19 protein-coding genes and 2 pseudogenes are annotated in these 19,588 nt (G+C 69.6%); 12 read left to right on the top strand and 9 right to left on the bottom strand.

Annotated features, from left to right (window positions below):
* Positions 1–678, bottom strand: a complete 678-nt coding sequence (locus tag CA983_RS03860) for a Crp/Fnr family transcriptional regulator (protein WP_086599454.1) — start codon at positions 676–678, stop codon at positions 1–3.
* 1,252 nt (positions 679–1,930) lie between these two features.
* Positions 1,931–2,476, bottom strand: a complete 546-nt coding sequence (locus CA983_RS03850; RefSeq protein ID WP_086599453.1) for a phosphatase PAP2 family protein — start codon at positions 2,474–2,476, stop codon at positions 1,931–1,933.
* 97 nt (positions 2,477–2,573) lie between these two features.
* Here CA983_RS03850 and CA983_RS03845 point away from each other — a divergent pair.
* Positions 2,574–2,796 (top strand): annotated as a pseudogene (locus tag CA983_RS03845) (CBS domain-containing protein).
* A gap of 1,196 nt (positions 2,797–3,992) precedes the next feature.
* Here the strand turns inward: CA983_RS03845 and CA983_RS03835 are convergent.
* On the bottom strand, positions 3,993–4,196 hold the full coding sequence (locus CA983_RS03835; RefSeq protein ID WP_007379522.1) for a cold-shock protein: 204 nt from the start codon (positions 4,194–4,196) through the stop codon (positions 3,993–3,995).
* Between the two features lie 361 nt (positions 4,197–4,557).
* Here CA983_RS03835 and CA983_RS03830 point away from each other — a divergent pair, with 361 nt between their 5' ends.
* Together CA983_RS03830 and CA983_RS03825 are read left to right on the top strand one after the other, a co-directional pair.
* Positions 4,558–5,010 (top strand): Hsp20/alpha crystallin family protein, encoded by a 453-nt coding sequence (locus tag CA983_RS03830; RefSeq protein ID WP_086599452.1) that lies wholly within the window; start codon positions 4,558–4,560, stop codon positions 5,008–5,010.
* A gap of 261 nt (positions 5,011–5,271) precedes the next feature.
* Complete coding sequence (locus CA983_RS03825; protein ID WP_086599451.1) at positions 5,272–5,934, top strand: dienelactone hydrolase family protein; 663 nt, start codon at positions 5,272–5,274, stop codon at positions 5,932–5,934.
* A gap of 113 nt (positions 5,935–6,047) precedes the next feature.
* On the opposite strand, the gene CA983_RS03820 is transcribed toward CA983_RS03825, so the two are convergent.
* Complete coding sequence (locus tag CA983_RS03820; protein WP_158101826.1) at positions 6,048–6,521, bottom strand: CBS domain-containing protein; 474 nt, start codon at positions 6,519–6,521, stop codon at positions 6,048–6,050.
* Between the two features lie 114 nt (positions 6,522–6,635).
* Here CA983_RS03820 and CA983_RS03815 point away from each other — a divergent pair, with 114 nt between their 5' ends.
* The 3 genes from CA983_RS03815 (at position 6,636) to CA983_RS03805 (ending at position 9,110) form a co-directional block, all read left to right on the top strand.
* On the top strand, positions 6,636–6,920 hold the full coding sequence (locus CA983_RS03815; RefSeq protein WP_208636877.1) for a hypothetical protein: 285 nt from the start codon (positions 6,636–6,638) through the stop codon (positions 6,918–6,920).
* A 180-nt stretch (positions 6,921–7,100) separates the two neighbouring features.
* Positions 7,101–7,985, top strand: coding sequence for a universal stress protein (locus tag CA983_RS03810; RefSeq protein ID WP_086599449.1), 885 nt, complete (start codon positions 7,101–7,103; stop codon positions 7,983–7,985).
* 705 nt (positions 7,986–8,690) lie between these two features.
* Positions 8,691–9,110 carry an ATP-binding protein gene (locus CA983_RS03805; RefSeq protein ID WP_244206619.1) on the top strand — a complete coding sequence of 140 codons (420 nt, stop codon included), beginning with the start codon at positions 8,691–8,693 and terminating at the stop codon, positions 9,108–9,110.
* A gap of 111 nt (positions 9,111–9,221) precedes the next feature.
* Here CA983_RS03805 and CA983_RS03800 read toward each other — a convergent pair whose 3' ends face one another.
* The 4 genes from CA983_RS03800 to CA983_RS03785 form a co-directional block, all read right to left on the bottom strand.
* A complete protein-coding gene (locus CA983_RS03800) occupies positions 9,222–9,434 on the bottom strand; it encodes a DUF4287 domain-containing protein (RefSeq protein ID WP_107500194.1) in 213 nt (70 codons plus the stop codon).
* A 233-nt stretch (positions 9,435–9,667) separates the two neighbouring features.
* Positions 9,668–10,648: a dipeptidase gene (locus tag CA983_RS03795; RefSeq protein ID WP_208636876.1), complete on the bottom strand. Its 981-nt coding sequence runs from the start codon at positions 10,646–10,648 to the stop codon at positions 9,668–9,670.
* Positions 10,649–10,858: 210 nt separating this feature from the next.
* Positions 10,859–11,791, bottom strand: a complete 933-nt coding sequence (locus CA983_RS03790) for a hypothetical protein (RefSeq protein ID WP_086599446.1) — start codon at positions 11,789–11,791, stop codon at positions 10,859–10,861.
* 394 nt (positions 11,792–12,185) lie between these two features.
* Entirely contained in the window at positions 12,186–12,671 is a 486-nt protein-coding gene (locus CA983_RS03785; protein WP_208636875.1) for a MarR family winged helix-turn-helix transcriptional regulator, read from the bottom strand.
* Positions 12,672–12,820: 149 nt separating this feature from the next.
* Between CA983_RS03785 and CA983_RS03780 the strand changes: the two genes are divergently transcribed.
* The 6 genes and pseudogenes from CA983_RS03780 to CA983_RS49800 all read left to right on the top strand — a co-directional run.
* On the top strand, positions 12,821–13,987 hold the full coding sequence (locus CA983_RS03780) for a PP2C family protein-serine/threonine phosphatase (protein ID WP_167407319.1): 1,167 nt from the start codon (positions 12,821–12,823) through the stop codon (positions 13,985–13,987).
* Positions 13,988–14,133: 146 nt separating this feature from the next.
* Entirely contained in the window at positions 14,134–15,027 is an 894-nt protein-coding gene (locus tag CA983_RS03775) for an STAS domain-containing protein (protein ID WP_244206617.1), read from the top strand.
* Entirely contained in the window at positions 15,024–15,422 is a 399-nt protein-coding gene (locus CA983_RS03770) for an STAS domain-containing protein (protein WP_086599443.1), read from the top strand. The genes CA983_RS03775 and CA983_RS03770 overlap by 4 nt, the downstream gene beginning before the upstream one ends.
* Complete coding sequence (locus CA983_RS03765) at positions 15,422–15,868, top strand: ATP-binding protein (protein ID WP_086599468.1); 447 nt, start codon at positions 15,422–15,424, stop codon at positions 15,866–15,868. Before CA983_RS03770 ends, CA983_RS03765 begins: the two co-directional genes overlap by 1 nt.
* Before the next feature lie 703 nt (positions 15,869–16,571).
* Positions 16,572–18,389: a PP2C family protein-serine/threonine phosphatase gene (locus CA983_RS03760; protein WP_086599442.1), complete on the top strand. Its 1,818-nt coding sequence runs from the start codon at positions 16,572–16,574 to the stop codon at positions 18,387–18,389.
* Between the two features lie 232 nt (positions 18,390–18,621).
* Positions 18,622–18,784: pseudogene (locus CA983_RS49800) on the top strand (phosphatase); the annotation flags it as partial.
* On the opposite strand, the gene CA983_RS03750 reads toward CA983_RS49800, so the two are convergent.
* Positions 18,763–19,287, bottom strand: a complete 525-nt coding sequence (locus CA983_RS03750; protein WP_086599441.1) for a MarR family winged helix-turn-helix transcriptional regulator — start codon at positions 19,285–19,287, stop codon at positions 18,763–18,765. The pseudogene CA983_RS49800 and the gene CA983_RS03750 overlap by 22 nt on opposite strands.
* Positions 19,288–19,588: the final 301 nt, after the last annotated feature.

Raw genomic sequence — 19,588 nt, 5'->3', positions numbered from 1 at the left:
TCACGCGCTGTCCCGTCCCCGGACCAGCCGCCGCAGATTGTCCTCATTCACCACCGTGATCCGACACTTGCCGGCCTCAACCGTGTCCGCGCCCAGCTCCTCCAGTGCCTTGCTGACGGCCTTGCGGCCCACATTCAGGTGCTGCGCCAAGTCGTCCCGCGTGAGGGAAAAGGTAGGTGCCCGCCTGCCCGAAGGGTCTCGCTTGTCGGAGCTGTCCACGAGGCGGAGCAGGGTAAGAGCGAGGCGTTCGTGCACGGCTCCGTCATGAATCTCCGTCTGCTCCCACAGACGATGGGAGGCCATCACGGCAAGACGGCCGGCCAGTTCGGAGCATTGCAAAAGCCTCCGGAAATCCTCCGCGAAGACCACGGCTGCTTTGCACATGCTCATAGCCCATACACTGGCCGTCCGGGTGCCGCCGCACTGGACCGCCATTTCACCGACGATGTCGCCCGCCCCTCGGAAGGCGAGCAGCCGCCGGCGCCCGTCACGATCGACCCGGACGACTTTGACCAACCCACTTTCGAGGGCGAGTACATGAGTTCCCGGATCTCCCTGAGTCAGCAGGGCGGCGCCTGGCAGGTAGGTCTGCAATCGGTACGCCGTCAGTCTGTCCCACTCTGCGCGCGACACCAGCGCGCGAAACGGCAGCACCAAAGGAGTGCGATCTTCGCTCATGCGATCACGCTAAGGGCAGGGCACATCGCTCAAGTGGGGAATGCCGGGTTCCGCACCACTAGGCACTCAAAGCGGCCGGAACCTTACCACTCGGCCAGATCACGCCCCGGCAGGGCTGGCCGGGCCGCACCGGTCACCGACGCCCCTTTGGTGCGGGAACGCTGGACACCAGTCTGACCAGGTTGAAGACCTCGCGGGCGGCATACCGTTTGAGACATCGGATGATCTCAGGTCGGGTCTTCGCCCTCCTGGGTGCGGCGCTCGTAGTACACCAGGATGCGCGGGGCGTGACACAGGCGGGTGAACACAATGCGGTGCAGGGTCACGTTCGCCTGCCGGTCACCTCCATAGTCGAGCAGGAGCGTTGGGGCACTGGGGTACGTGACACTTCCAGACGGTACAAAGGGGCACTGACAGCGCACTCCCGGAATGTATGGGTTCCTCCCGCAAGTGCAATTGCGAAGTAGGCACGGCCTGAAAGGATGAGCGGAACACCAACCGCGCGAGGCAACCGCTTCGTGCGCGCAAGCGCAGCCGATCTCACAGTGAAGTCACAACGCAGCGCTCCGGTGCGGCTTCGCCGTCTCACGGCTCCGCGTAGAGGCCCCGTCAGGACAGACCGGACCCCGCTGGCGCCTCGCCGTATCACCCGCCTATCACACAGCCATCACCAACTGGGCGGCCCCTCACAGACCAAGGGGCCCTGACCTGCTGTTTCATGACCGTGCTGGGCTGGCGTAGACGCCCCCGGACGGTCTCTACAACCTGTGCCACGTGGTACCGAGGGACGGGCCCAGGATCAGGACCGGAGCCTCTTCTGGCCCGTCAAAGCGGTATTGCAGGGTGTTCGACGGTGTCTCACTCACGCCTCAGACCCTCTCACGTATCACGAAATCACACACGGCCGGGGGAAGCCGGCGGCTCTTGCCCCGCTCGACGCGATACGTCCGGCACTGCCGGAACCCTCGGGGATCCAGGTACGAGTTCTCCGGCGTGTACGCGTGACCGCCCCCGGACCCACTGGTTCGAGTGAACCCCGTGAACGTCCGGGCGCCTGGAGCATACGGCCCGCTCAGGGCCGCCCGGGTGGCAGGGCGGCGGCGTTGGTGCGGGAAAAGATCAGGTCACTCATTTCTCCCAACGGGCTCCTGCCACCGCACCGGCGGAGCGGGCCGGTGCAGGGCGGCCGGGTGGCTGGCCGATGCGAGTACGCCATCCAGCGGGCCTTCGGTGATGAGGTGGCTTCCGCACGTCAGCGCAGCAGTCGCACCGCCAGGCGGGGAGCACGACGGACCAGGGCGGCCGCGGTGATACCGATCGCCGCACCGACGGCGACATCGGAGGAGTAGTGGGCTCCCGTGTGCACGCGTTCGGCGGCCACCGCGACGGCAGGCACCGCACACACCGCGCCCGCCCACGGCCACACCGCCGCCACTGCGGCGCTGAACCCCACCCCCGCGGCCGTGTGCCCGGAAGGGAAGGACGACGAGTCGGGGCGGTCATCGACCTCCTCGTGCGAGATCCATTCCTTCGGCGGCCGACGCCGATTCCACACAGGCTTGAGGACACAGTTCGAGGCCAGTTCCGCCACGGCCATGCTCGCCAGGCCGGCCATCGCGGCCCTGCGTCCCCGCCACCCGGCGGTGGACAGGACCACGGCCGCGCCCCACCACAGTTTGGTGTGCTCGGCCGTCTCCTCCACCGCCGGCAGGACCCGCCGGGCGCAGTCCGATCGCCACGACGCCACCCACCGCGTCAGCCGGTGATCACCCTCATGAAGATCCGCCAGCAATCTCATGACCTGCGACTTCCCGGTCTGAACAGCGCCTAACTCGATGTCCCTCGACACATCACGACGAAATTTCCGACTCCTGGCACATGAAGGGACCCGAGCCATGACGACCGCCAAGGACATCATGAGCCCGAGCGCCCAGTGGATCCCGCGGACCGAGACGCCGGACCGCGCCGCGCAGATGATGAGGGACCACGAGGTGGACTCCCTGCCTGCCCGTGATCGAGAACAAGCGGATGGTCGGAATGATCAGCGAGACGGACATGGCACGTCACCTCTCCGACGACCAGCTCGCAAAGTTCGTCCAGCGCGTCCACGCGAGCTGACCGGCCGACCACAGCCCAGCAACCACCAGGAGTTCCCACACGCATGTACGCCCCTGGCACCCGCATGTGCGGCGCAAGCGCCCGGGGCGACTTCTGCGCCGGCGCGGCGGGGTCGTCTCGACGGGAGCCGTGCACGGGACTGCTGCTGACAGGATCGCTGCATCCGCCGGCCTGCCAGGCCGGCGCTGAGAGGGCGGCCGGTCCGGCGTCATCGCCTGCGACGCCGTGGGCCTGGACGGGCCTCTCGCGGGGCGTGCGCCCGGCGCCACCCGGCAGCGGGGGCCAGCTGCGTGCCTCCCTCCTCACCCGCATGCCCGCCACGAAGCGTCGACCTGTGATGGCCGTGTTGGTATGGGGAGTGACCTCCATTCTCTCGGAGGAGATGACCATGCACGAAATGTGGTGCGGTACAGGAGCCTCAGGCGAGCCGATGTGGCATGTGCTGACGGCTGACAAGATCCGGACGCTGTGCGGGGTGGACAAGCACGAGGAGCCCGGAGGGCGGGCGCCGACGACGGACAGGCACTGTTTCCCGTGCATGGACGTCTTTCAGGCCGATATGGCATCCACGAAGTCTTGAGTGGGATGGCTGTGTCAGTTTCCGAGCTAGTCGTTTTCGACGCGACTTCGGGAGTCGTTGCGCGACGATCGGCGTGATCAATGTCAGCGACTCTTGATGTCACTTGTGCGCGGCGACGGGTCCCTTTGCCGGTGGATCCGCTGAGTCCCAAGAGCGGGGATGTCAGGAGGAACAGGGAACAGGGCGGCGGCGCTGGGCCACTGCGTCGGTCACACCGCCGTTCCCGCCTTCGCGGGGGCCGAAGCTGTTCGTGCTCGTCCTGCCGCCGCAGCCGAGCGCGTCCGCGGTGCCTGAGCGTCCACCTGTCCGGCGAGGGCCTCCCCGCCTGGCAGGGGCAGCCAGTGCACGCGCCGCAGCCGCGTATTCGTCCTCCGCGTTCCTCATCACCCGCCGCCGATCGGCCGGACCCCGCCGGGCAGCATCCCCCTGACCATCCCCGAGGAGGACGGGGCGGGCAGGCGACGGGGGAACGCCTGCCCGCCCCGGGGCAACGACCCGCACAAACGGGGGACGCGGGCCTTGCGGAGCCGCATTCACGGCTCACCGGTGACAGCGCACCGGCGACCGGGAGTGTGTCACACCCCCAGCGCCGATCCGTCCTTGCAGGGCGCTGTGGTCACGCCGGTCGGATGTTCTCCGCCTGCGGTCCCTTCTGGCCCTGCGTGACGTCGAACTCGACTTTCTGCCCCTCCTGCAGCTCGCGGAAGCCCTGAGCGGCAATGTTGGAGTAGTGGGCGAAGACGTCAGGTCCGCCGCCCTCCTGCTCGATGAAGCCGAATCCCTTTTCGCTGTTGAACCACTTCACGGTGCCCTTGGCCATGACCTGCTCCTTCGAGGAAGACCGGGCTCGCACCTTGCGGCCCGGGAGGTGATCGCCCTGGTCCGGAGAGGCGCTGAACAGCAAGAACGCCCATGATCGTGATCACGGGCGAACGGGACTTCGGAACCACGACTGCTGAATTACGACGCTACACCGCACCGTCGGCAGCCGCTAATGGCGCGGCCGTGGATCGTGCCCGTTCGTCGGCCGTCCGGTGCCCACAGACCCGCAGGGGGCGTGGAATATGTGCCGCAATGCGGCGATTATGGATAGTGGAGGTCCCGGTCAGGGGGACTTCCGGAACGCGAGACGGTCGTGGCGTGCCACGACCGACGGGCCTTTCGGAAGGAGACGATCGGAGATGCCGCTTCCCGTGCGACGTGAGCAGAGCAGCCCGGTATGGGACCCCTTGAGGGAGTTCCAGGACCTGTATCAGCGGATGGGGCAGCTGTGGCAGTCCACCGTTCCGGGTGGCGGCGGCCTGCTCGGTGAGACCTGGGCGCCGCTGGCCGACCTGGAGGAGACCGACGACGCCTACGTAGTCGAGGTCGACCTGCCCGGGGTGAAGAAGGACGACATCACCGTCGAGCTGAACGCCGGCGAGCTCGCCGTGCACGGCGAGATCAAGGAAAAGGAACACACCGGCGTGCTGCGCAGCCGCACCCGGCGCACCGGCCAGTTCGACTACCGGGTGACGCTGCCGCAGGACACCGACGAAGAGCACATCACCGCCGAACTCACCGAGGGCGTACTCACCGTCAAGGTCCCCAAGGCCGAGAAGGCCAAGCCCCGGCGCATCGAGATCACCAGCTGACCCACGCCCCGTTCATAGCCCCGGGCCCGCCCACCGGGGCGGGCTCGGCTCGCCTAGCGGCCGTTACGGGTCCCCGGCCCGCCCGGTGCCCTTGGACACCACGCCGGCCAAGAACCCAGGGCTACGCAGATCCGGGGACCAGAAACACGTAACTCCTACTCCGTCCGCCCCGCCGTCTGTCGGTCCCAGGGCGTGCAGGATGCGGCGCCCCGGGTACCCAGAGCATGCGGTAGTTCAACGAGCGCCATGTGGAGGAAACAGATGATCTCCGACTTGGTGTTGGTGCCCGCCGAGAGGGCTCCGCTCGCCGGTGACCTGGTCGTGCCCGGACCGGTACGGTCGGTCGTCCTCATCGCCGAGGGCAGCGGCAACTCCCGTAACAGCACGCGCGACCGCGCCATCGCCGGCGTGTTCCACCGCGCGGGCATGGGCACGCTGCTCCTGGACCTCCTCACAGAACGCGAGAAGCGGGAAGACGCGCGCTCGGCCCGGCACCGCTTCGACATCCCGTTCCTTGCCCGGCGGCTGGTGTCCGCCATCGACTGGCTGCAGCAGCGGCCGGAGACGGCGAACGTCCCGGTGTCCCTGTTCGGCGCCGAGACGGCCGCGGCGGCGGTTTTGCTGGTCGCCGCCGAACGACCGGAGCGGGTCTCGGCCGTGGTGTCCCGGGGCGGGCGGCCTGACCTGGTACACGACGACCTGGGCCGGATCCAGGCGCCGGTGCTGTTCATCGTCGGTGGCGACGACGAGACGGACATGCGGCTCGGCCAGGAGGCAGCGAGAAAGCTGAAGGCACCGAGCGAGATCCATGTCGTCCGCGGTGCGACACACCTCTTCCTGGACCCACGGCTCCTGGAGGAAGTCGCGACTGCGGCTCGGGACTGGTTCGCCTCCCACCTGACCAGGGAACGGCATTCGGCCTGACCACGGTCACGTCTTCGGCCGGCCCGCAGCAATTGGTCCCGCAGCGATTGGTCCCGCAGCGATTGGTGCAGGAAGACCGCGCGACAGGACGCGGGCAAGAAGATCGGAGCGGCTCAGCATGCGTCCTGTGCGCGGCCTGAGCCCGCCGTGGACGCCGAGGCGAGCCAGGTGGAGACGCGGCTGACGTCGGAGTGGGTGACGATGCCGACGAGCCGGCCCTCCGCCAGGACGAGGGCCCGCCGTACGGGTCTGGCCTCGATGGCGGGCAGGAGGTGGACCAGCGGATCGTCGGGGGCGGCCGTCGGGATGTCCTCGATCGGCGCCATCATCGCGGCGACCGTGGTGGAGCCGCGCTCGGCCAGACTGTTCTGCCCCGCCTGGTTGATGCTCACCGCTCCCACGGGCCGCCCGTCGGGGCCGATGACCGGGAAGGCCGAGTGCCGGTAGCGCCAGGGCGGACCGCTCAGGAACTCCCGGACGGTCGTAGCGGCAGCCACGGTGATCGGATCCGGAGTCATCACCTGGCGCACCGGCATGGTGCCGAGGAGTTCGCGCAGTTTGGCCTGGCCTTCCTCGGCGGTCGCCATGGCGGTCATGAACCAGCCGAGCAGCAGCCGCCAGACCCGTCGACTGCGGCACCGGCAAGGACCAGGTACAGCCCGATGGCGATGAGCGGCCATCCGAGCAGGCGGCCGGCCCCGGTGGCGACCGCAGTGGCGACCGCGGTGGCGCGCAGGTGGTTGCCGGTACGCCACCTCACCACGGCGCGCACAGCCGTCCGCCGTCCAGCGGCGCGGCGGGCAGGACGTCGGCTGCGGGCCGGAACGACGCTCATCGTGCGCGGCGAGTTCTCCATCGTCATCCTCGGACTGGCCGGCACGCTGCACGGTGACCTCGCGCCCTGGGTCACCGCCTACGTCTTCATCCTCGCCATCGCGGGGCCGTTCCTCACTCGCCTTCCAGGGGCCCCGCGCTTGGGCCCCTAAGGACGGCGACCGCGCTCGCTCTGACGATCCCTGCAGGTACGGGCTGGCTCGGCTACACCGATCACGGTCCGCCCGGATCAGGCCGTGCGCGCGTCGAGCAGGCGACGGCCTTTGCCGGACTTCTGAAAGGCGCGAGAAAATGGGGGCATCGTCCTGGCACGTGCTGAGGTGGTGGGAACGATGACGCTGCCGCTGGTCGTGGGCGTCGACGGGTCAGAGGCCGGCCTCTGGGCGGCCGACTGGGCGGCGGATGAGGCAGCCCTGCACGGACTGGAGCTGCGCATCGTGCACGCCTCCCTGTGGGAACGCTATGAAGGCCCCGTCTTCCCGCATTCCGCCGAGGTGCCCTCCGAGCACGCCCTGGCCCAGGGCATCGTCGACCGGGCGGCCGAACGGGCTCGGCAGCGCAACCCGGACCTGAAGATCACCGTCGACATCCTTCCGGAGGACGCCGAGGCGGCGCTGCTGAGGGAGGCGCGCCACGCCGCCGCCGTCGTGACCGGATGCCGGGGCCGAGGACCGATCACGGGCGCGCTGCTGGGCTCGGTCAGCCGCTCCCTGGCGACGCATGCCCCTAGCCCGGTGGTCGTCGTACGGGGCACCTCACAGAATCGGCAAGGAGCCAACGGCCGCATCGTGCTCGGCGTGGGCGATGCCACGACCGGCACGGCCGCGATCCGGTTCGCGTTCCGCGAGGCCGAAGCACGGCGCTGCGCGCTGGACGCGGTGCGCGCCTGGCGTCGCGCCGCCCACCGGCCCCTGGCGCATCCACTGTTCACCGGGAACCCCGCACACCACTACGAGGATCAGGCAGCGACCCTGCTCGACGACGCCCTGCGCGCCCCGGAACACGAACACCCGGACGTACCGGTGCACCGCGTCACCGCCGAGGGCCCGGCCCACCACGTCCTGCTCACGCACTCGGTCACGGCCGACTTGCTCGTCCTCGGCGCCCCTCGACGCCAGGGGCCGCTCTCACTGCCCCTCGGCCGCGTGGCGCACGCCGCGCTCCAGCACGCCGACTGCCCGGTCGCGGTGGTGCCGAAACGCGCAGCCGCATCCTGAACCGGTCCAGGCCGCGACGGACAGCGCACGCGCCGTCAACACAGCAGACCGGTGAGATGGTCGACCTCGTATGACCGAGGCAGTCCTTTTGCGACGGAAGGCGCGGGGGGTGAACTGGGCCATTGGTGTGATGACGGTGTGGTGGCGCTGTCGTACGTCTTGCTTGCGCGTTGTGCAGTGTGTGGAGTCGAACGACGCGCCGAGGAGACCGGGTTGCCCTTGAGTATCAGCCCCGGCGCCTACACGTTGCTGCGTGATCAGCTTGTCGAGGTGATCACCTGCCTGCGCTCGCAGGCCGCGGCCCGTGAGTGCGATGGCCCGATCACTGAAGCCGAGGATGCCACCTCCGAGAGCGGTGCCCCACAGCGTGTCGGGGCGGTCACACGGTAGGTCCGCCGGGTGCCGCACCGGCAGCATGTGCTCCTCGCGCGGGTGGGTCATCCGGCGCCATCCTGCGGGCCTTTGACCGGGGTGCACCCCCTTCCTCGGCCTCGCCATGGGCGATCATCAGGTGGGCGAAGTCGTTCAGCGCGGTCAACTGCGAGCGGGTGTCGCCACCTCCGTCCGCTCGCCTGCCGGGGGTTGGCGATCACCGGCACGGGGCATCAGGAGTCGGGGGGACCGGTCGCGCAAGACATGCCGCGGCCCCGGCGAGCGGCCGGACCGCGGGAATGCCGGGTTATCCAGGAGGGGAAGTGATCCGCCATGCGTACGCATCGGCGTACCCATCGGCGTTCCGTACGAGTGGAGTACGTGCTGCCCGAGGAGGCCGCATCGGCGGGGAGGGCCCGGAGGCTGACCTCGGAGTTCCTCGGCCGGCCTCGCCACCGGATGAATCGGGTCGGTGCCGGGCACATCGACGACGCCGCGCTCATCGTGTCCGAGCTGGTCACCAACGCCACCCGACATGGCCGCAGCGCCTGCCGCCTGCGCCTGCAGAGGTCCGACGAACAGGTGACAGTCGAGGTCTACGACGACAACCCCGGTCAGCCCCGCATGCGGTCGGTGACGACCGACAGCGAAGGCGGGCGGGGCCTGGCCCTGGTGCGCTGTTTGGCACAGCGGTTCGACGTCGCTCCGGTCAGGGGCGGCGGCAAGAGAGTGCGCGCGGTCCTGGCTATCTGAAACTACGCCGGGACCTTGCCGTCGGGATCCGCGTCGTCGTCCGGGCCATCAGCACCCCGTCGTTGACGAGGGTGCGCTCGGGCCTCCCCATGCGTTTCCCTGCGTGGCAGCTCAGTTGCCGGACCGCTCGGCGAGGGTGTGCGCGACGAGGGCATTGGCGTGACCGTGGCCCAGCCCGTGCTCGGCCTTGAGCCAGTTCACGAGCTCCATGTGCTTGGTCAGAGGCGAGGAGCGGATCAGGTCCTTCCACTCCGCGATCGGGCGACCGTACTTCTTCTCGATGGAAGGGAAGTAGCCGGCAGGGCCCTTCACGGTGGCGGTCATGTCAGCCATCCTGTCTGTCCGTTGCGTTGCTTCGGTCTCGTCGCTGGTACGACCGAGGGGCACGGACGGAGTCATCGGTCGATGAAGGTGTGCTGCGTCACACCTTCTGTTCGCCGATGTGCGGGTGCAGGTTGAAGAGGGGGAACAGCCGCTCGGTGTCCCCTAAGACATTGGCTGGCACCTCGGGTGGCGGCAGCGGCGGCGGGCCGGATCGAGCAAGGGTGCGGTTCGAGCTACTGCCACACCAGCGCGGCGACGCGGCAGAAGTTGCCTCCCAGGATCGCGGCCACGGCGTCGTTGGGGTACCCACGAGCCAGAAGCGCGCCTTCGACCGTCAACAGTCCTTCCGGCGGCATGAAATTGATCGGTCCCCAGCGGGTGTAGCAGTCGGGGAACAGCTCCGGGCTCTGTGCGAGCATCGCGTTGAAGTCCTCGTGGTCGAACGGGTAGTCGGTCGAGACTCCGACGTGTTCCGGGCCGACGAGGTCCACGGCGTAGTCGATGTGCCGCACCAGCGCGTCGACGGTGGCGTCGTTGGGGCCCAGGAAGATCCCGACGCCGGTGATGCCGATGACCCCGCCCGTGGCGGCGCACGCCTTGGCCTGCTCGTCGGTGATGTTGCGGGGGTGGTCCCACACCGCGCGCATGCAGGAGTGGCTGTAGATCATCGGCTGCTCGGAGATCTCGCACATGTCCAGCCCGGTACGGGCACCGCAGTGCGATCCGTCCGCCACCATGCCGACGGCGTTCATCTCCCGCACCAGCGCCCGACCGTAGGCGGTGAGTCCCTCGTCGGCCTCGTCCAGGCAACCGCCGCCCGCCGCGTTCCGGTTGTTGTAGCTGGGCAGCAGCGTGCGGACACCGAGGTCGTAGAACTGGCCCACCCGGTCCAACCGCCCCTCCAGCGGACCGGAATCCTCCAGATCGAAGGCGATCGCCACATCCCCCGCACGCCCGGCGGCCTCGATGTCGTCGATGCCCGCAGCCAACCGCAAACGATCGTCCGCGGTGATCCGCTCCCGCCAGTCGGAGATCAGACCGGTGACGTCATCGGCGCTGTGGGGCGTATAGCCCACGTTCACCGAGACGAAGCTGCCTCCCGGCCTGCGGTAGCGGGCCAGCTCGCCGACGTCCGCGCGCCGCTCCAACGGCAGGCAGCAGTGCTGCTCCCACAGCAAGGGCGGGCCTTGTGGTCCGGAAGATTCATTCGACACATACGCATCATGCCCGTACCCCCCGGCTCCAGACCCGGCAGCGGGAACGGGGGCCCAGTTCCCGATGCGGGCAGGTGCTTGCCGTAGGCGGCCTGAGCCGCCCGGCTGGTCGACCAGCCCGACCACGGCTGAACGGAACGCTCCGGGCGATCAGAGGGCCGTCCCCTGGCGCCGCGAGGCGACCGGACATGAACGAGAAACAGAGGCGGCTCAGCTCCAGCTCCGCGAGGTCCTGGGCCACTCGCTGTACGGCACCGGGCGGCCCGTGAACGCGTCCAGGACAATGCGCTTGCCGACCGGCCGGTCCAGCTTCAACGGCACCTTCTTGCCGCGCAGTTCACCAGTGCAGATACCGTCCTCGGAGCCGGCCACGGATGCGGACAGCACCACGCTGCCGCTCGTCTCCAGCACCGCCACGGTAGGGCCGTCGTCGCAGGAACCGTGGGTGGCGACCACGGTGATGGACCGGCTGTCCGTCGCTACCTCCGTCAGGCCACCGAGTGGCGCCAGCACGTCAGTGGGTACTTCTTCCTGCCGGAGCGGCTTGATCGGTGGCGCGGGGAGCTTGGACGGGCTGACCGCGGCCCGTTTGAGGGGAGTGGCGTAGCCCTCTACGGTGAACAGCCAGGCCGGGACGGTCGCCGGCCCACGAGTGGTGACCACGGTCATTTCGCCCAGCCTCGCCCCGGTGACTGTCAGGCGCGGTCCGGGGCTGCTGTCACGGTCCAGGGTCGTGTAGGCCTTCTCGGCCTCCATCAGTGGTGTCGTGAGCGAGCTCCCGCTCTTCCACGTCACCTGTCCGCTCTTGTGCGGGGCCGCCGGGAGCTTCCCGCGCAGGTCGAAGTTCCCGGTCTCATAGGCGCGCCTGTCTGCTTCGCTGCGGAGGCCGTTCTCGGGCAGCTGGACGACTGCCTCCATGGGGTAGTAGCCCTCGTGCCACTCCTCGGCTGCCTCGGAGCCGTCCCACGCATCGGCTACCTGGCGGGCGCGAGCCCCCAACTGGGGCGCCGACTCGGTGCCGCGGTCCCCTGCGCCACCGTTGCCGTCTTCCGCGTTGCCGCACCCTGCGGCGGCACCGGCTCCAACGGTGCACAGGGCGAGCACGGCGAGAAGGCGGACGGTGCGCCTGATGTCGGTACGCATGGGTCTCCCAGGGGCTGGTCGGTGACCGGTGGAGGCTGTGACGGGCGGGTGCAGGCCGTTCCGTCCCTGTGACGCGCCGACCCCGACCCGGGTTCGGTCCCACCCATCGTCCGCTCGAGCCCGTTATCGCATCGTGACTGGGCGGCTGCGCATGTCCGGGCTCGGGGCTGCGCTGCGATCGCCCTGGACCCACCCGAGTCGTTCTGAAGACGGTGGTTGACCGAGCCGCACCGAGACAGTTGCCGTTTGACAACTATAGACGTGAGGCAACAAAGTAAGCCGTGTCGTACGTGCACGGGGAAGGACCTGGAATGTTCCGGTGGGCGCAGACCACTCCGTGCGCTGCTTGCCGCCCCCCAGCGGTGTCGTCGGGCCGGGCTCCGATGCGGGCTGCTCAGGCCGTCCGGCTCTCGAACTCCTGGCAATCGTCGTGTATCTGCGCGTCTGCCGCGTCGCAGAAAGCTTCCAGCCCGTCCAGCAGCGCGGTCCGCTCGGCAGTGGGCATCTGCTCGAGGACGGCCTGCAGTGCCTTCTCCCGGCGGGCGCGAAGATCGGCGAGGAACGCGCTGCCATGGCTGCTGAGGTGCAGGCGCACCTCGCGTCTGTCGGCCGCGCTCCCCACGCGCTCGACGAAACCGGCGGCCTGCAGCCGGTCGCACAGCCGGCTGGTCGAGGGTGGCGTGGAGGCGAGGAGGTCGGCGAGGGTGCGCAGGTTGATGCCCTCGTCGTGTTCGAGGACAAGCAGCACGCGCAGCTGGGACGCGGATACCGGCGCGGTCGAGGCCCGCCCCCAGAGGACTTCCAGCAACTCCGCGGCCGTCGAGGTCACGCGCGCCACCTCGTACGGCTCCGGGCGGGGGCTGAAGGAAGTCACCATCACACTCTCGCAGGCACTGGGATGCCGGCCAGCGTACTAGGCGCGCGGCCTGTCCAGAGATGAATCGAGCAACCGGAGCGGTCCCGTTGACCGGCTCTCTTGCGAGTGCGAGGTCGGCGGGCGCCCGGCGAGGGAATGGTGCATCAACCATCGTGAACAGATTCGTGGTCGCTGAGCGCGCTCTGCGGACGGCGGCGCCCCATCAGTTGCTCGACGCGGTCCGTGGTGTGCTCAGGGAGCAGTACGCGGCGGACTCCGTCGACCTGTTCATGGCCGACTACGGCCTGACGGTGCTGCAGCCGGTGTCCGTGCTGCCGCACACGCTGGAACCGCTGCCCGTGCACAACAGCCCGGCGGGCCGGGCCTTCGGTGCCCAGGAACCGTTCGTGGAGACCGCCGACGGCGGTCTGGCACGCGTGCACCTGCCGGTCACCGTGCGCGGGGACCGGCTGGGCGTGCTGTCGGTGACCCTGCCGGGCGGGGATCATCTGCGCAGTTGCGTTGCAGAGCTGACGGAGGTCGCCCAAGTACTCGGGCACGAGGTGATCGTGGCGGAGCGGGATACGGACCTGTACCTGCAGGCGCGGCGCAAAGACCGGCTCACCCTGGCCGCGGAGATGCAGTGGCAGCTGCTGCCCGGTCGTTCCTGCGCGCGCCCTGAGTATGAACTCGGCGCGCAGTTGGAGCCCGCGTACGCGATCTTCGGTGACAACTTCGACTGGTCCGCGACGGCCGACCACCTGATGCTGTACGTCACCAACGGCATGGGCGAGGGAATAGAGGCCTCCCTGCTGACGAACCTGGCGATCAACGCCCTGCGCAACGCGCGCCGGGCCGGTCTCCCCCTCGCCGACCAGGCGGCCCTGGCCGACCAAGCGGTGTACGCCCACTACCGGGGCCGCTGCTACCTGTCCGTGCTCATGTTCGACTTCGAGCTCGGCACGGGGCGCGCCTGGGTGGTGGACGCCGGCTCACCGCAACTGCTGCGGCTGCGGGGCGGCGTGGTGGAGCGGATCGCCTTCGAAGCCCAGCTGCCTCTGGGGATGTTCGAGGAGACCGACTATGTGGCACAGAGGTTCCAGGTCGAGCCCGGCGACCGGCTGGTCTTCGTCAGCGACGGAGTCTACGCCGTCGCCTCACCCGGCGGCGAGGCGTACGGGGATGCCGCTCTGACCCGGGCGATCATGTCGACCCGTCTGCTGCCCGCCGCGGAGGTTCCGCGTGCCCTCTTGCGTGAACTGACCGGGCATCGCGGCAGACCCGCCCCGGACGACGACGCCCTGGTGGTGTGTCTGGACTGGCGCGGCCGGCCACGGTGACGAGCCGTCATCGATGGCTGGCGAGGAATCGGCTGGCACGTGTTGTTTGCGCCACACCGCCGGCGCTAATGTTTGTCACATGGCAACAATCTGCTGATTGTCTGTCGCTCGACGGCCAATGGGCCCGTGCAGAAGGAGAAGCTCAGGTGGAGCAGGACGCGGCTGCCGACTCGGCGGCAGCACGGCTGGTGGGGTCCTTCCTGGAGCGCCGACGGGAGCAGATCGCCCAGCGCTGGGCGGATGAACCGCTGTTCCGCACGGTGTTCACCGTCTCCCGGGACGAGGCCGTGGAGGCGTCCAAGGCCGTGGTGGACGCGCTGTCCGCGGTGGCCGTCACCGGCCGGCTGGAGGACATCGAGGCGCCCGGATTCCGCGCGGTGCGCGACCAGTTGGGCCGCATGGTCGCCTCTCGGGCCCGCAGCGGGTTCACGTCCGCACAGATCGCCGATGAGGTCGCCGGCCTGCGCGGGTCGGTCACCGAACTGATGCGTGGCGAGTTCCCGGACCCGGCCGCTCCCGACGCCAAGGACTGTGTGCTCTCGCTGGCCCTGCTGATGGGCACCCTTCGCCTCGTGGTGATGGAGACGGCGCTGAGCGCGGGCGAGGAGCTGATCGCCCGGCAGCGCCAGCAGCTGCTGGAGGTGGCCACCCCGGTCATCAAACTGTGGGAGGGTGTCGTCGCCGTACCCCTGATCGGCACCCTGGACAGCGCCCGCAGCCAGGTGGTGATGGAGAGCCTGCTGAACGCGGTGGTCAGCGAGCAGGCTCGGTACGCCATTCTGGACATCACGGGCGTACCCACGGTCGACACCCTGGTCGCCCAGCACCTGATGAAGACGGTGGCCGCTGCCCGGCTGATGGGCGCCGAGTGCATCGTCTCCGGCATCCGCCCCGCCATCGCCCAGACCATCGTCCACCTCGGCATCGACCTGGGAACGGTTCTCACTCACGCCGGACTGGCCGACGCCCTGGCTTACGCGCTGGAACGGCAGGGCATCGAAGTGAGCCCACGTGCAACTGCCGGTGCGGGCCGACTATGAACGGCGGGCCCTTCGGCGGACTGACACCCGTGCCGGTCCTGGCGCTGGGAGACATTCTTCTGGTCACGCTGCAGGGCGAGTTGCACGACGGCACGGCAGAGCAGCTGCAAGAGGACATCACCCACCGCATCGCGCAAGGAAACGCCTCCGGTGTGGTGATCGACATCTCCGGCGTCGAGATCATCGACTCGTTCCTGGGTCGGATCCTGGCCGAGATCGCCTCCACCGCCCGCCTGCTGGCCGCACGAACGGTCGTGGCCGGGATGCGGCCGGCCGTGGCGATCACGCTCGCGGAGCTGGGGCTCACGCTTCCCGGTCTGCACACCGCCCTGAACACCGAACGCGCGATGGACCTGCTCGCCTCCCCACGCAGCCCAGTTCAGAAGGGCACATGATGCAGGTCTCCCCCGACACCGCCACGACCAGCCTGCCGATCGGCTCGGACGCCGACCTCGCCTGGGTCAGACAGCGGGTGCGGCAGACTGCGGCGGAGCTCGGGTTCGGCCTGGTGCAGCAGACGAAGCTGGTCACCGCGGCCAGTGAGCTGGCCCGCAACACCCTCGTGCACGGCGGTGGTGGCCACCTCGAGATCACTCCCCTGACCACAGGGCCGAACCGCGGGCTGCGGCTGACCTTCCTGGACACCGGCCCCGGCATCCGTGACATCGAGCAGGCCATGACCGACGGCTTCACCACCGGTGGCGGCCTGGGACTGGGGTTGAGCGGAGCCAAACGGCTGGTCAACGAATTCGACTTCGACAGCCGGCCCGGCGAAGGCACCACCGTCACCATCGCCGCATGGGTGTCCGGCCTGCCCTCCCCCCGCGCGGGGGCGGGATGAGCCGGGTGGGGGACATCCCGGTGAACGACTCGACCCGGGTCAGGGATGTCCGCGTGGCGGCCGACACGGCCTCGGGCCACGCCGGGCTCCCCCCTCAGCGCACCGCCGCCGCCCTGGTGTCCACCGAGCCGGCGACCAACCTCGTCAAACACGTGCCTGCACCTCTCCAACGGCTTCGCCCTCCACAGCACCCCAGGACGCGGAACGGTCGCGGTGGCCCGCATCGACCACCAACCCGCAGCCCGGCAGGACCCGCCTCACCCGCCGGAGCCGGAAGCACGCACAGGAGGAATCACCGTCTCCTACGTCCAGGCCGAGGACTCAGGCGATGCCTGGACCAGGGCATCGGCGACAGGCGGGTGACCCTGATGCTCGCCGACGGACTCGACCACGGGCCCGAGGCCGCACACGCCTCGACCGCGGCCAACCGGGCAGCTGTATCTCGCCGGGGCCGGCAACGTCGGCGCACGCCTGCACACCACCGACGGATGGCAGCCGCTCGTCTCCCACCCAGGCATCGTCTCCCACCCAGGCATCGTCGTCGCCGCATTCCCGGCCACCGTGCCCGTCCAGCAGGCGCCCTGGCAGCCGGACAGCCTCCTGGTCATGCACGGCGACGGGCTCCCCGGCCGAGGGACGCCACCGATGGACGCCACCGAACGACACGTGGCCGTACTGTCCTCACAGCACTGGGCCCCAGCTCATGACCGTCACCTCTGACCTGTGGAAGATCGGCTCGGTCTCCGACGCGGCCCGAGCCCGGACGACGGTTGCCCGTCTCCTGGCCGACGCCGACGTGCCGCTCGTTCAACGCACCCGCTTCCTGACCTCTCTGACGGCGCGGCTTCGCGCATGCCTCGACCGGAGCGGAGTCTGGGAACTGCTCATCACCACCCGGCCGGCCACCGATGAGGCACCCGGACACGTCGGCGCCGCTGTGCGCCCGGCCGGACATCCGCCGCAGGACCCGCCGCCGTGGCTTCGCACCCTCACCTGCTCCCCGCCGGCCCAGCCGCCCGGTCCCCGTGCCGCCGACGCCGGCGACGCGGCCCTCGCCGAGATGCTTCTCGCAGCCGACGATGACACCGCAGCGGTGCTGAGCAGGCTGGACGAGCAGGAAGAGCTGGTCCGCTTCCACCGCGAAGAGCTGCACCAGACCAACCAGGGCGTACTGGCCCTCCACGCCGAACTCGAAGCCGCCGCGCTCCTGCAGCGCCAGTTGCTCGACGCCGAACGGGCCGCTCGCACCGAGGCGGAGAACGCCCGGCGTCTGCTGACCTTCCTGGCCGATGCCAGCGCCGCCGTCACCGCCTCCCTCGACCACGAGGACATCCTGCGCCGCCTGCCCGGCCTGCTGGTTCCCGAGTACGCCAGTCAAGCCGGCGTCTGGCTCCTGCACGACGAGGAGACCTCCCGCATCGGCCATCGCCCGGCCGCAGCCGCCGCCGCAGCCCGCACCGGACGCCCACAGCACGCCGCCGCCCACCCCAGTGGTCTGCCCGGCATCGACGACCTGCCCCCCTCCGCACTGGCGCCGACGCAGCCACTGCTGTGCATCCCCCTGACCGCCCGCCACGTCATAGGCGTCCTCACGCTCCGCGCCCCCGGTGACCGGTTCGCCCCGGACACCTGCGTCATGCTGATCGAACTGGCCCGCCGCATCGGTATCGCCCTCGACAACGCCCTGCGCTACGAACAGCACCGGGACACCGCCGAAGCCCTCCAACGCGCCCAGCTCACCGACCTGCCCACCACCGAAGGGCTGCACCTGGCCGCCCGCTACCTGCCCGCCACGCACGGGCTCAACATCGGCGGCGACTGGTACGACGCCTTCGAACAGCGCGACGGCAGCCTGCTCGCCGTCATAGGAGACGTCACCGGGCACGGTCTGCACGCGGCCGTGATGATGGGCCAACTGCGCACCGCGCTGCGCGCCTACGCCGCCGAGGAGGACGGGCCCGGCCGCATCCTCACCCGTCTGCACCGGCTGCTGCGCCACCAGCAGCCCGACCTGTACGCGACCGCCGCCATCGTCCGCTTCCGACCGGGCGAGCCCACCGCCACCTGGGCGTCCGCGGGACACCCGCCGCCCGCGGTACGCACACCCGAGGGAGCCGTGACCGTCCTGGACACCAAACCCGGGATCATGCTGGGCGTCCCCCTGCCGTACACCTACGAGGAGCACACCATTGAGCTGACACCCGGCTCGACCATCGCCCTCTACACCGACGGCCTCGTGGAGCGCCGGGCCCTGGGCATCGACACGGGGATCGATCGTCTCGCCCGGGCGCTGGCCGCGCTGAGCACGCGGCAACTGGAACACGACCTTGACGTGGCGGCCGAAGCACTGCTCACGCCCATGCTGTACGACTCCGCTGGGGACGACGACGTCTGTCTGCTGTTGTGCCGCACCAGCGCGTCGCCGCCGCCACCGCCCGCCCAGGACGTCCAGCGCCGTGTGCCGCGCCCCTGCTCCCCCGCATCCGGGGCCGGGGCGAAATCCCTCGGCCGTTCGTCCTGATCCCTCCGGACAGGACTTCACGGCGATCGCGTGAAGGCCACAGGGGGAGAGGGTGGATGTTCGTGAATGCCTCTGAACCGGTGCGGTCCGCTGAACCGGTGCGGTCCGCCGAAAGCCAACTGCGCGCGGTCCCGCCCCACGCGCTCCAGGCCACCGCCCGCCGCCTCCTGGCCGACCGCTTCGCAGCCCAGGAGATGGTCCTGCTCCTGGCCGACTACGGACTGACCGTCCTGCCGGCCGCGACACCGACCTGTATGTGCAGGCCCGCCGCACCCGGCGCCTCACCCTGGCCGCCGAGATGCAGTGGCAGCTCCTCCCAGGGCGCGGCTGCGCCCCGGGAGGAGTACGTCATCGGAGCCCACCTGGAGCTCGCCTATGCCATCGGCGGCGACAATTTACTCGGGTCCCCGGTCTGCGGCAGCGCCGCGTCCTGAGCCGCGAGAAAGGCCCTCATGCCACGGCTCAACGCCGTGCGCTCAGCAGGATCCATGACCTCCAGCACAGCGGCCAGAGCCCGCCGCTGCCGCTCGGCCACGTCAGTGAAAACACGCAGACCACTCGCCGTGAGACACAGCTGCACCTCACGACGGTTGAGCGGATGCAACGTCCGCTCCAGCAGTCCCGCCGCCTCCAGCCGGTCACACAGCCTGCTCGCAGTGGGCAGCCCCACGTCCAACCGCTCCGCCAGAGCCGTGAGGTTCAGGCCCGGCGCGGTCTGCAGGGCACGCAGTGCCCGCAGCTGAGACACGGACAACCGCAGGGGCGCCTCCTGCACGGCCAGTGACCACAGGTTCGTCAGACTCTCCACGGCACCAGCGATCTCCAGTGCGACAGCTTCCACGCCGTCGCCCGGGCCCTCCGCCTGGTCTCGGGGGCCGTTGAGATAGGTCACGAACATGTCACTTTCAGTAAGCACGGAGTACGGATATCGCGCTCGTGCACACGCTGTACCCGAAGAGTCGGCGCACAAGCAGTCGCCCTGGGGTGTGAATACCGATCAGATCCGGTTCCGGCTTTCCACCTCCCGCGACCGTGGGGCGCTGCGTGGCCCGTGCGAGCATCACCGGCTCCACGCCCGTACCACCGCCGCAGCAGCCACGGCAGGGGAATCAGTCGCCGACGGCCAGGACGATGTCCTGTGGGTCCAGCCCGGTGAGTCGTGCGCCCCAAGCTCTCCGAGCGGCAGTACTTCAGTACGT

It is taken from the genome of Streptomyces swartbergensis (assembly GCF_002148965.1).
GTDB classification, from domain to species: Bacteria; Actinomycetota; Actinomycetes; order Streptomycetales; family Streptomycetaceae; genus Streptomyces; species Streptomyces swartbergensis.
The sequence above is the reverse complement of the archived record's forward strand: the minus strand, read 5'-3'. Positions and strand labels throughout refer to the sequence as shown.

Excerpts from the sequence above, each read along its gene's own strand:
- CA983_RS03830 (WP_086599452.1), top strand. The coding sequence starts at position 4,558 with ATGCCGCTTCCCGTGCGACGTGAGCAGAGCAGCCCGGTATGGGACCCC.
- CA983_RS03760 (WP_086599442.1), top strand. The coding sequence starts at position 16,572 with ATGACCGTCACCTCTGACCTGTGGAAGATCGGCTCGGTCTCCGACGCG.
- CA983_RS03860 (WP_086599454.1), bottom strand. The coding sequence starts at position 678 with ATGAGCGAAGATCGCACTCCTTTGGTGCTGCCGTTTCGCGCGCTGGTG.
- CA983_RS03810 (WP_086599449.1), top strand. The coding sequence starts at position 7,101 with ATGACGCTGCCGCTGGTCGTGGGCGTCGACGGGTCAGAGGCCGGCCTC.
- CA983_RS03800 (WP_107500194.1), bottom strand. The coding sequence starts at position 9,434 with ATGACCGCCACCGTGAAGGGCCCTGCCGGCTACTTCCCTTCCATCGAG.
- CA983_RS03820 (WP_158101826.1), bottom strand. The coding sequence starts at position 6,521 with ATGGCGACCGCCGAGGAAGGCCAGGCCAAACTGCGCGAACTCCTCGGC.
- CA983_RS03835 (WP_007379522.1), bottom strand. The coding sequence starts at position 4,196 with ATGGCCAAGGGCACCGTGAAGTGGTTCAACAGCGAAAAGGGATTCGGC.
- CA983_RS03825 (WP_086599451.1), top strand. The coding sequence starts at position 5,272 with ATGATCTCCGACTTGGTGTTGGTGCCCGCCGAGAGGGCTCCGCTCGCC.
- CA983_RS03750 (WP_086599441.1), bottom strand. The coding sequence starts at position 19,287 with ATGTTCGTGACCTATCTCAACGGCCCCCGAGACCAGGCGGAGGGCCCG.
- CA983_RS03790 (WP_086599446.1), bottom strand. The coding sequence starts at position 11,791 with ATGCGTACCGACATCAGGCGCACCGTCCGCCTTCTCGCCGTGCTCGCC.
- CA983_RS03850 (WP_086599453.1), bottom strand. The coding sequence starts at position 2,476 with ATGAGATTGCTGGCGGATCTTCATGAGGGTGATCACCGGCTGACGCGG.
- CA983_RS03805 (WP_244206619.1), top strand. The coding sequence starts at position 8,691 with ATGCGTACGCATCGGCGTACCCATCGGCGTTCCGTACGAGTGGAGTAC.
- CA983_RS03765 (WP_086599468.1), top strand. The coding sequence starts at position 15,422 with ATGCAGGTCTCCCCCGACACCGCCACGACCAGCCTGCCGATCGGCTCG.
- CA983_RS03770 (WP_086599443.1), top strand. The coding sequence starts at position 15,024 with ATGAACGGCGGGCCCTTCGGCGGACTGACACCCGTGCCGGTCCTGGCG.